General features: G+C 57.7%; 2 protein-coding genes. Both read right to left on the reverse strand.

From position 1 onward, the window contains the following. Positions 1-192: 192 nt before the first annotated feature. The gene (locus KI613_RS12490; protein WP_226399930.1) at positions 193-10,722 is read right to left on the reverse strand and encodes a filamentous haemagglutinin family protein; all 10,530 of its coding nucleotides are present in this window, start codon (positions 10,720-10,722) and stop codon (positions 193-195) included. A gap of 36 nt (positions 10,723-10,758) precedes the next feature. Then, positions 10,759-12,402 carry a ShlB/FhaC/HecB family hemolysin secretion/activation protein gene (locus tag KI613_RS12495; RefSeq protein WP_226399932.1) on the reverse strand — a complete coding sequence of 548 codons (1,644 nt, stop codon included), beginning with the start codon at positions 12,400-12,402 and terminating at the stop codon, positions 10,759-10,761. Positions 12,403-12,413 lie beyond the last annotated feature (11 nt).

A 12,413-nucleotide genomic window follows, 5' to 3' on the forward strand; every position in this document is an offset into this window, starting at 1 on the left:
AATTTGCAAAGTTATTCATCATTTTCAATATTGTTGGTATTCAAAAATTATGTCGGTCTATTTTTACAGGCGTACTACCGGAGTCCGACAAATGGCCACCTCGTTGAATAGTTGGTCTGCCGGTCGGCTCTTTCTATATAGCGAAGTAAAAACCCAATCTGCGGTGGCGGCCGTTAATCATCCTGATCAACGCTAATTCAAGCGCCGTTTGCGCTCCTCATCACTCTCCTCACCGACGCCAACCACCTCTACCGTCAGGATCGAACGGCTTTCCTTCTCCTTGTTACCCCCTGCCGTTGCGGCCATCTGGTCCAACGATTGTGAAGCTTCGGTACTGGCAGCCGTCGGGACGCCCACAGTTGGCACGGAAGCTGCCGGGGCCGCTGGTACGCCGGTTACCGCCCCACCGGCCCGAATATTGTCGGCACCAATAACCTGTATCGCTGCAATAGTCAGATCGCCACTGGACTGGATGCCAGCATCACCGGCGTTAACTGTTCCAGCCGGCGCCGCCAGAAGAATTTTCGCCTTGCGAACTCCCGGTCGCCCTTGGATCGCGGCAATCCCGCTACCGGCACCACCCGCTGGAAACTCCCACTCATTATTTTCATTGCGCACGGGATCCGGCAGGATCACCGCCGTTTTAGCTCCTTTGCCAGCGTCAATGTCACCAGCGCTCGTCCACAACAGCATGTCGCTTCCGCCCATGCTGAAAATCCGGGAACTATTCACAAGGATATTCCCTTGCGCAGCAACCAGAACATCGCCCTCACGTTCGCTAATAATTCCCAACTGATCAGCGTTCTTGCTCAATGTCCCCACTGAGGCTAGGCCAACATTGAGGTTGCCGCCGGGCACCAAGAGTTCTATAGCGCCATCCCGACGGGTCTTGATCTGGCTGAACAAGAGGTTCAGGTCGCCGTCGTGTTTGAAAACGTTGCCAAATCCGAGCAATTCCAGCGCTTGGAAACCCCGTTCGTAATTACCTGGAGTGGCACCGCCAGCCGATGCATCGTTACCCGCACCACGTAACTCAGTCCATAGCACGGAAGGCCAGAAGCTCTTCACCGTCGAAAAACGCGGGGCCATCACGTTGTCTCCGGAAGCTGCCGCATGCGCCGCCCAAGCCGAGAGATAGGGAGAGCCGCTACCAAGGTAGCGCGCAACGAACTCTGCAACCAGTACCTGGCCAGCGAAAACCTCTTGCTGTGACTCTGTCAATCCGGCGTAGGCGCTCCTGGCAGCGGCTGCATCGGCGGGTGCCAGCAACCCGAGGTTACGCAAGTATGTTTCCAAGGCAATAATGTATTGAGACTGATCACCCAGATACTTGCTGCCAAATTCACCTGCATCCAGTTTCGTTGCTGCACCAGCCAACACCCTGACCCCTGCTCCAGATGAAGCTAGCGACGGGTTGGTCAGATTGCCGGTGGTGACAATGCCGCCAGAGGTGGCAAGATCGGTGTCACGCCCCGACTCCACATAGACAAGACCGCCGCCACCGACCTGAATCGATGCTCCATTGGCAAGGGGTTTGTTTTCTGTACTTTGCGGCACACTGAAACGCACATCACGACCAGCAACAACTCTGGTGACATCAGTACTGTCGAGGTTCTGGGCGGTGAAGCCAAAGTCAGTCACGTCACCACCAGCCGAAACCTGAACAGGCTTGGCGGAAAAAAGAACATTCCCGCTATCTATACCCGTAACATTGCCACTGACAGCAACGACCCGTACCGGATCATGATCGCCCGTATGAAGCGATACCAGTTGCCCCAAGCTATTCAACAATCCAGTTTCCTTGACGCCCAGGCTATCTCTTGTCGCCCCGTCGCGGTTCTGGGGAGCAGAATTCAAAGCAGAGGGAATGGCCGCAGGGTCCACGTCGGGCAGGCGTAACGGTACGTTCATGGTGACCGATCCGGCGGCCAGCAAATCCAGTTGACTGGTCGCCGATGGGAACATCACCAGATCGGTATCGCCACGCTTGCGGCCGACCAAAACATCACCGGAAAAGGCGACCAAACTAAGATTGGCCGGCAGCACTTCCATCCCACTGTCGTCCACAACACTGGTAGGCAAGGAACCGGGGAACTGACTGTTCTTGAATAGCGCCTGCAAACGCGTTGCTCCCTGCAAGCCGGCAGTACCAGTCACGGCAGTAAGATTAACCCGGTCGTCATTCGTGTAAGTGTAGAAAAAGCTGCGAGAACTCGCCGTCTGCCCCTGATAGACGCTGTTAGCCTGCATGAGTACTGTCGGGTTGAGGACCGTTTCGATCCTGGCATCACCCCGGGCGCTGACTGAAAACTGGCCATCCGCCACATGGAGAATGGGGTAGAAAGCGCTATCGCTGGTTCCCTTGGGGGGCTTGTCGCCTTCCTTGAGCGAACCGCCGGCCCGAATTCGACCCTGGCCCCCCATGACCATGAACTGTCCGCCACGAATATCACCCCCAGCATGAACCGAAAGGTCACCGCTGGCATTGACGATCTGATCTCCATTCTGGCTTGTACGACCATTGCTGGGCAACATTGCCGACAGATTGGTTATGTTGTTCCCCGCCAGGATGTCTACGCTGCCGCCCCCCAAGGCACCTACGTTCTGCTGGAATAGGTCGAAGCGCACCCACCAGGCTTCCGGACGCGTGCTGGTTGACGAACTTGATTGTCCCTGCCGCCACAACCAATGGGTACCCAACTGTGAATCTGCGGCGCCGATAGCATCACGACCTGCAGCAATGCGGATATCACCGCCGCGGCTTGGGAAAGCCCCATAGAATGTGCCATTGATTGCCGTTGATGAAATCTGTCCGTATAGGGCTTGGGTACGAACGGCAAAGCCATCTGCTGTTTGCCCATTAATCACTGCCACCGGCAGGCCAGCGGTATAAATCGCTGCTGTCGAATCGGTCAGCTTGAAATCACGGCCTGCCGAAATCTCGACATTCCCGGTTGTCGTCCTTACCACAGCTTTGCTTGCCAGCACGACATCGCCAGCATTCCCGGTTTTCATTGCGGAGTTCACCCGGAGCGGATCGGCGGCACTCTGATCGGCGCCGCCAATCAGACGGTAAGACCAACTCTCCCCAGGACGCAGGTTGTTGAACCTGGGATCGCTGTTGGTTCCCGGCGATGCCAGTTCAAAACCGTCACTCAAATTCTTGTTGAGATTGAGGTTGTTGGTTGCCCGCAGGGTAAGAACCCCTGGTTGCCCGCCGGCTCGGATCGCTGAATAAAGATTCCAGTCAGAGGCCAGAGCTAGATCACCGATACTGGCGATTTCTACGCCGGGCCGGACAATGAGGCCGGAGGTTCCGGCCGGATCAAGGCGGCCTTTGATAGCCGCCGAATTGCCCATGAAACTGGCGACATCATTGGTGTAAGTCGTAATGTTCGCCGCCCCAATGCTGGTGGCAGCATACTTCTTCACCCCTTCGACCACTACCGTGGCGGCACCGGTGAAGTCCGACTGCGCGCTGCTGACCTTCACCTCACTTCCGGCCCCAGCTCCCGTGCGCTCGGCCCGCAGAACCACCTCGCCGCCAAGGCGGAAGCGCTCCGCAGCAAGTTTGGCAAGGCGCGTCACTGCATCCTGAGCACTCTCACCAACCTTGGTCACTGCATATTGTTCTGCTTCTGCTGAGGAAACATCAATCCGGCTACCACTTTGCAGATCAAGTTGCCCGGAAGTCGAACCAATGGTCACCTTCCCCCCCTTGGCCGCCTCACCACTGCCAGTAGCCTTAGCCAGAATCTCGGCGGAAGGCTTCAGGGTTACATCGTCCCGGGCGAAGAGACGGACTTCACCGCCTTTTTTGCCGGACGCATCAACGGTGCCGGCGACGACCAGCGCCCCACCATCAACACTCAGCGCCACCTGATTGGCCTGGATGACCTTACCGGCGGACAAACCCTGACTGCCGCTGCGCACGCGTAGATCCAGCCGCTCCGTGAATCCCTTGCCCGCCAGCGCATCCGCCACATCGTCCAAGGCCGCAATCTGTTTGACATCGGCGACGAAGCTTCCGCCAAGACCATTTGCTCCACCCTGCCCGGCAAGATTACCGCCTAGAGTCAACTGGCCATTAACGGCGTTGATCACCACCTCCCCTCCGCTGCCGCCACCCGGTTGGGCTGCCACATCGATCAGGCTAGCTGCGTCCTGGTCAGACGCCTTGGCGATTACGACATTGCCACCATCTGCGGTAAGAACGATCCTGCCGGCATCGGCAAATGCACTGGTCTCGCCGAAATTCTTCTCCACGCCCCCTGCACGGGTAACTGAACCGGCTGCCAAGACAACATCGCCAGAGGTTGCCTGCAATTCCACGGTACCCGAAGGCAGATTGATGGTTCCAGCCTGAGTCACGCTGGTTCCAGTCAGTCTGAGCCGTCCCCCCAGCCCCTCCGCACTGCCGGCCAAACCTGTCTGGGTAACGGTCAACGCTCCACGGGAGCGGAAACCAACATCGGCCGCAGTGGCCGTGGTCACCTGGCCGGCCTTGATCGCTAGCGAGGTAGATTCACCGGCCATGCCAATGGACAGATCGCCCTTGCCAGCAGCGACAATTTCCTTACCATTCAATTCGACTGCGCCAAATCCACTAATCGCCATACCCTGCTCACTGGGTGCGACCACGACCTGGTTGGCAGCCTCCACGACAAATTTGCCACTACCTACAGATGCAATACCTGCAGTTTGGGCCGAGGTGTTGATCAGGTGCACATCAGTCGCCTTGACCGTGGCGCTCCCGCCCTCGCTGACAATAAGCGGCGTATCCAGGGTTAGACTGGCCAGACCACTGCCGCTCAAGGTGTAGCCAGAAGCAAAAGCAATGTCACTATAGCTGCGGAAGCTAAGCGTACTGGCCTTGCCTAGCTGACCAAGTAGGTCGGAGCCGACATTGAGGCGGTCTGCAACGCTATCTTCACCAAAGCGCAGTGCCCGAGCCCCCACAGCGACAACCGAGGCATCAACGTTTATACGATCAGTAACCGATGTAGCATCCGCGTTGAATACACGATGATCCCGGGTGGCATCCAATTCAACGGTTCCGCCCTTCAGAGTAACCCGGGACTCTACCTCGACATCGCCAACGGTCCCGATTGACCCAATGCGGACCAAGCGCTGTCCAACCTCCCCTGCCACCCGCAGAGCGGCTCCATCGCCGGCTATAGTCAAGCTATTTCCTGCAGCCCCGAAACCGGAACCACTGATAATGGCCCCCTCCCCCACAATCACGCGATCAGTGGCGACAGCAATGAGTTCTGGTATCTCCAGCGTGCTGCCGTCGGCATCGATGACAACCTCGCTCGTGCCCACGTTCAGGGTCGTTTGTCCTGCATCATTGGTACTACCCTGCCGACCGCCGAGGATGAGGGTGGCGGGGCCGATGCGACGCAAAGTATCAAGATCGAGAGTAATGAAACCGGCACCATATGGCGTGCCGTCGGTTACCGCGATACGCGGCGCTGCTATCTCCAAGGCACCGCCTCGGCCGGCGGACGAGGCGGTACCGCCAGCACCAGCCAGAAGTCGGATTATCCCATCCAGCGTCAGGGCCGTACTGGCAGCAAAACTCAGGCGACCGCCATCCTTCGGCAGCTCATAACTGGTTCCATCACGAACGTTGCGGGCTGCAAACGTTTCATTCGCCCCATAAACACGGTATTCCGAACGCTTAAGGAAAGTACTGCCCGGTTCTACCAAGAATCCGTTGCTCCGGCTCTCGAGGATAGTGGTATCGGCGGTTCCCAATCGGCCGCCAACGATGGCGCTGCCGTCAGCCTGGGCGATGGTTTGAGTTGGTGCAAGATCGCGGTAACCGCTGATCGATGAAACCACATAGGCCCCCGGCAACAGACCATAGCGGGCCGGCAGAAGGGTGTATGTGCCCGCTGGCAAACCTGCACCTGCGGCGATAGTGACCTGCATACCCGCCTTGAGTGTGCTTCCCGATGCGTAAACCGGGTCCACCGGGGCAAACGCCGCATCATATCCAGGCAGGATCGCGAATACATTGCCGGCCGCCAAGTAATCGCGGGAACCACCGACCCCAGGTACAAACTCCGATCCGAACAGATCACCGCCGCCGGAAACATCCACTACAGAACCGGCTGCTGCCTTCACAGTCGGCGCCTCCAGATTGACTACCTTGGCCGGCGCAGACACAACGACCTCACTCGCGCCGGAGCCTAGCGGGTTGGGGTAAATCCACTGATCACCGTTCTGCAACTCACCGTAAGGCACCGTGATACCTGCACCGCTTACCGAAGTCACGCTCCCGGCCAGCAAATCTAGCTGATTACTGGCCTTGAGGCTGATGGTACCGAAGGGAGCACGCAGCACGCCGCCCTGGACGATATCTCTGGCTTCCACAGTCAGCGATCCGTTGGCGGAAAGAGGCAATTCAGCCGCATCACCGCCCTTCGTGAAAGTAACTGCCCTGCCCGGAGTAGAAACACTAAATTCGCTGAATGTCGTCGGGTATAGCTGGTCTGCAGCAAATACCAGATCGGCGGCGGCATCGAGTCGGCCGGTCCGCTGCAACAAATTGTTCGCGTTGAAGTAGGCATTCTGGAAGCGAATGTCGCTGTCAGCGCTGAAACTAGCCTGACCAATATTGCCTAGAACAAGATCACCCACCAAGTCGAGGAGACCAGCGGTAAAGTTGATTCTGCCATTCCCGGATGATGCAACCCCGCCGCCATCGGTAGTCGTACTCAGCGTCTGACGCCCATTGCTCCATTTAAGGTACTGGGCGGCAACCGTGGTCGGGCCTGCTGCAGTCAGTCGTGGCGCTTCCAGTACAACACTCCGCTGAGTCCCGAGATTAACACCGGCATCAAAGGCAATCGTGTTCTGGGAAGAGAGGGTAATGTCATCAAAACCGGCATCGCGAAGCCCCTGTGCCGATACTGCGCCATGCCCAAGATTGGTACCAGCAATTCCAACTGCCCTGGAAATACCAGCCGGTAATACCGAGCCGCTGACAGCTACCCGCAACTCATAACCACCGACTTTTGGATAACCAGCCTGTGCATTGGCGACGTCGGACTCATTCGGCAGCCCGTCCACCTTCATCGAGAAACTGCCCGCGGCAGCGCCACTACCACCGCTCACCGCCTTCATAGTGCCGTCGACGAAGGCTCCCTGACGTGCCGCCACAGTTATCGAACCTGCGTTCCCGGCCACAGTCATGGCCGGGCTGGCAACATTGCTGCGCACTTTCTGGTTGGTGATATCAAAAACGGCACTCGTACCACTCACGTCCACGACACTGCCGCTACCAGTCACCACGTAACCCATTTTTGAGGCATCCAAACTGACAGTACCGCCAGCCAATACCTCACCCTTGCGCAGACCAGTTGTACTGAATTCCGGCTTGACAGTACCGGTTGCCAGCAAGCGAGCATTGTCACCCAGCCAAATGCTTCGTTTTCCAAGGTCAACGGCATCCTGGAAGCTACCTGCTCCGGACGAGAGGCTCAAAGCAATGCTACCGGCAGCAGCCGACAGAGTGCCATCTACCCACATATCGTGCGCCGCCTCCAAAGCAATCTTGCCCTGGGCTCCGGTGACAATCGCCGCCCCGGTTTCTACCTTCAGGCTACCCGAATCCGATGCCACCCCCACCACGGCCCGCATTGTGAAGTCTGCAGCCAGCCGTACCTCCGGGGGCAGGACTGCAACCTCGGTGCTCCGGGCAATTGATGCACTACCACTACGCTCACGATAATCTTCGGCAAAAATCAGCCCCTCCGCCTGCAAGGTCAACTGAGTACCAGCTACCAAGGTAGCGCTACCAATCCCGGTCAGGTCGAAGGCACCAAAACCACCTTTGGTGAAAAAGTCCGTACCTAGACCAAAGCCGCTGCCGGCTAACCCACCGATGGATAGATTGGGCGCAACCAAGGTCAATTTGCCGCCTTTGCTGAACCCTCGAGCCTGCAGGGTTGCCACCGCCAGATCAAGTTTTCCGTCGCGGTTGTTGCTTTGAGCGGCGCGGAGCGTAATGCTGCCAGCGCTGCCCTGGGTCAGTTTGCCATCACCCTTCAGCCAGGCACCCGCCGAGGCATCAAGTACACTACCTTGACTCAGGAGAAGATCCTGGGCTGATTCAAGGTTGATGCTACCGCCTCTGTTGACGACCTGAGCAGTCGTACCATCCTTGAGATCGTTGGTCCATCGGCCGGCAACATTGAGCAAGCTGCCCTGAGCGACAGTCACGTTCCCCCCGATCTCAACCACTGCCTCGAGCGACGAACCATCGGCTACCACTTTACCGGTCTTGTGGCTGACGATGTCGATACTGCCTCCAGGAGCATTGATAGTGTTCCCCACATTCACTGAGCTACCCAACAACGACACAGCCCCCCCCGGCCCGACATCGATCGCCGCCTTCTGGTCTATTGCTCCGTTGCTATAGAGGGCAAAACGGGAAACTCCGTGAGCAAACAGGTCCGCAGACAGCAACGTCGTCGTTCCCCGGTCACCCAGTGACGTGTTCAGCCAAGTTTGGCCGGCATTCGGGACAAAACCATCGACAACCTCGCGAATCTCTGTCTTCGGTAGTCGATAGCTGGGATCCTCGGTGCGTCCCCCGCCGCTAGCATCACCAAGAATCAACTGCCCACCAAGTGGCGTATTAATGCCGGATTCCCGCTGATAGTCTCCTATGTTCACGCCACCTTTGACTGTGCCATCAAGAACGAGCGACGCGCCATTGAGGATGACACTACCCGCATCCTTGCCCTCGACATAGCCGGCCAGACTGCGCTCTTCAGTTTCCATGCGGGTGTAAACCACATTGGCTGGTGCATCGCTAATGTCGTAGCGTTTGCGTTCCGAATAGAGATAAGTATTGAGCAGCGTCGTCGGTTGATAGGCCAGCCAGCCACCCGAAATATCGATCCCGGCGCCCATGGCAATGAGGATGTCTCCCTCGGACTGAATCGTCACCTTGCCGCCCGTCGCAGTTCGCTCGCCGACGGTGATCGGTACCAGTTTCTCGTAATCGGTGGTATTCGCTACTTTGATGCCGCGTCGCAAGTCGTAGCTGACGGTCTTGCGATAGAGGATGCCGCTGCGCTGCAGGGGTGAGTCGGCTAATTGAACGCCGAACAAATCAGCGGTGATCTGATTGCGACTCCCTTCCACCACCACTGCTGCACTACCGGCAGCACTAATTGACGCCCCTGCCTCCAGAACCACCCGGGAATCGTTGCGGGGTTTGCTGGCGTCTAGATATGTCGGCTTCGAGGGATCCTTCACGGCCTTCACCGTAATCTCTCCTCCGGCTGCACGCACACTGGCATTCGGTTGCAGATGTACCGTGTGGCCAATCAAATCAATACGCGAGGGATTGAATGTCTCGGCACGGTACTGGGTTTCCTCAGCTCCGTTGACATCGTAGGTCGGTTCAATATCAACCGCTGTCGTACTGCCCTGCCCCAATGTCAAGGCACCAGCCCGCTCAGCGGTATTGGCATTGCTGGCTTCCACGACGCTGTCCTGGGCCTTAAGAAAAATCGATCCGTTGGCTTTGATCGACGTGGTGGCTGAAACCCGCCCCAACTGATTGACGGCAAACCCGACCATTGAGACATTACCGCGGCGACTCATCACCTCCCCCAGTCGCTCCGCCGCACGGGCCAGGACTCCATCCGAATAGGCGCTGCCATTACGGGTGGGTTGAGCCTTCTGAGCATCAATGCTGGCCTTGAAATCGGCATCGATGGCAGCGCGAGCTGCATCGTTTTCGATAATAGCCGCACGAGTTGCCGCTTCATCGGCAGGAGTTGGGGTTGCAGCACGGTTGGTCACCTCGCCGGAGGCGACCACAATGTCCTTCTGTGTCGTCGAATCCTTGACACGATTGCCGTTGCTATCAAGGAGGAACCGGGGGTCCACTTCGACCAGCCAGCCGCGGGTCGCGTAGCTGTCGCTTTGCATCATGTAGACCGTGTGCCCACCGCCAAGAACGACCTGGCCATTGGTGGCGTCGAGCCGCCCTTCGTTCGTGACTTTGGGCGCGAAGAGCATGATGCTGCCTCCACTAGCACTTTTGATTTCCGCTCCTGCCGCAACCCTGATTTCGCTGCCGGCGATGGCAGTGCTGCCATCATCCATGAAGGCCGGCGCGCGGGCGGTGGTGAGCGAATCCAAGCCAGCCTGGAAGGTAGCATCCGAAAGGTTCAGGGACGAGGCGATGATGCCCCCCACATTGACCTGAGCACCGTTGCCAAAGAGGATACCGTTGTTGTTAACCAGGTAGATTTGGCCATTGGCCTTGACGAATCCGTAAATCTCGCTCGGCTTGCTGTCAAAAATACGATTTAACGCGACAGAACTGACCGAAGGCTGCTTGAACTCAACACTGGAGCCAGTGGCAACGTCAAAACTATTCCAGTTGAAGGTGGCCCTCTGACTGGTCTGTTCAATGGTCATGGCCCGCCCGGTTGTCGTCACGACATCCGAAGCAATGCGGCCACCACCATAGGAAACAAAGGACGTAGCGGCAACCGGCACGGTGCCCCGCGGCGGTGCAGCACCGGCCGGAGAAACCAGCAAACCGGCACCGAGGGCGACAGCAGCGCTGGTCACACCCAGCCGACGAGTCCTTGACCCTTGCTTGCCATGGGCAACCGCAACCTCGCATATAGGTACGGTCATTCCCCGCGCAGGGTCAAAAACTAGTTTGAACAGGTTCCGGTTCATGTGACTCTCCTAGCCGTGGCGTCGTGCGCCGCGGATTTAGAATTGATATTTAAAACTGAGCAGACCACGCTGGTAGCCTCTCTCTGTCCTCGGACCCGCATGCAGGGTATGAGCCCCTTCGACATTCGCCAGCCAGTTTTTCCCGCCAGCCAAGCGAAATCCGAGTCCGATACTCGACAAGGTAAAGTGATCCTTCTGCTCAGGCAGAGCCTCAATCACGTAGAGGCTGGCCCCGTCATAGAAAATGTGAGGAGTCATCGAGAATTGCCCACCTCCGGGTACAAATGGCGGTGCTGCCAACTCAAAGCGCAAACGCAAGCCTTTGTCACCCAATGCCTCTGATTCAAGGTAACCACGCACACTATCGAAGCCACCCGCCGTGAACTGTTCGGGTGAGACCAGTGGCTGACTGCTGATCTGCCCTTCTGCACGCACAAGCAAACCCCAGGCACCGAAACGCTGCCGATAAGCCAGATCACCGCGCATTACAGCAAAGTTACCGCTTGCTCCCCGGCGGCGACAATCGAACTGGTCGCGCTGCTGGCCATCGCACAAGACCTGTCGCTCCATCAAGGGCCTGAGCCCAAGCGTAGCGCCCAGATTAAATTCCAGGCTGCTTGACTCGCCATGAAAAGCGCCCGAATACTGCAGCGCGAGCGGCATGTAGCGGAGCGGTTTGCTCGACGTATCGGTCCCCACCAGGGTCGTGTTTTCCTGAAGATCCTTGAAATCAAAACCGGCCAACAGTTGATGAGTGAACGTTCCGATACTCCGTAGCGATGCCACGTAACGGAGACCCAAGGTATCGCCTTTGCCAGCTACACCACTCGCCGCAACCGAGGCAATGTTGCTTGAAGAATGGACGTAATAAAAACTGAGCGAATCGCCACTCCGACCGACCGGCAATCCGTAGAACATGGAAAGGATATTCACTTCGTTCATATCCTGCGGACTGACCGACCACCCCAGGCCAAGGCTATGCTGGCGCTGCCAAAGGTTTTGATAACGCAGACTCGTTTCCAGTCGCCCCTCGCTGGTATCCGGGCTTTGCTTGTTGTTCAGCTCAACGCTGCCATGGATCGGCGATTTGTCGTCTACCGCAAGCTCCACCTCGACCGTCCCTGGTTGGCGACCAGGCCGCAGCAGGGGCGCCACCTGGCGATCAGCACTGGTCAGGCGACCTAATTGATCCTGAACCTCATTGAAATTCGGCACAGTCTCCGGCGCCAGGCTGGGCACACCAGCACGGATATCACTGCGCAGGCTGTAGCGGTTGCCGCTCACCTTCAGGCGCTCCACCTTGCCTTCGATCACTTTGATCGTAACCAGTCCGCCCTTCACTTGCTGCTCGGGAATATCGACCGCCACCGTCAGGTAGCCGGCATCGTGGTAGGCCTTTTCGAGATCATTGCGCGCCTTTTCCACGTCGGACAGATCCTTGCCCGGGCCAAGATGTGGATAGACGGCCCGCTCGATCTCGATGGCCGGCAACACCGTATTGCCTTCGACGACGTATTCCAGAATATCGAAACCTGCCGCCCTGGCGGCAATTAACGGTGCTTCCGCGGTGTTGGCCAAGGCCTCCGGCAAAGCCGGAATGGCAACAATTGCAGCAACAAAGAAAGAGAGAGAAACCTTGAGGCAGCGCGACTTGAGGGGAACAGAACAGTGCAAGGGCATTGGACACGAGC

This window comes from Ferribacterium limneticum (assembly GCF_020510585.1).
GTDB lineage: Bacteria > Pseudomonadota > Gammaproteobacteria > Burkholderiales > Rhodocyclaceae > Azonexus.

Bases quoted from the DNA above. Each gene is read 5' to 3' on its own strand.
- KI613_RS12490 (WP_226399930.1), bottom strand. From the start codon at position 10,722: ATGAACCGGAACCTGTTCAAACTAGTTTTTGACCCTGCGCGGGGAATG.
- KI613_RS12495 (WP_226399932.1), bottom strand. From the start codon at position 12,402: ATGCCCTTGCACTGTTCTGTTCCCCTCAAGTCGCGCTGCCTCAAGGTT.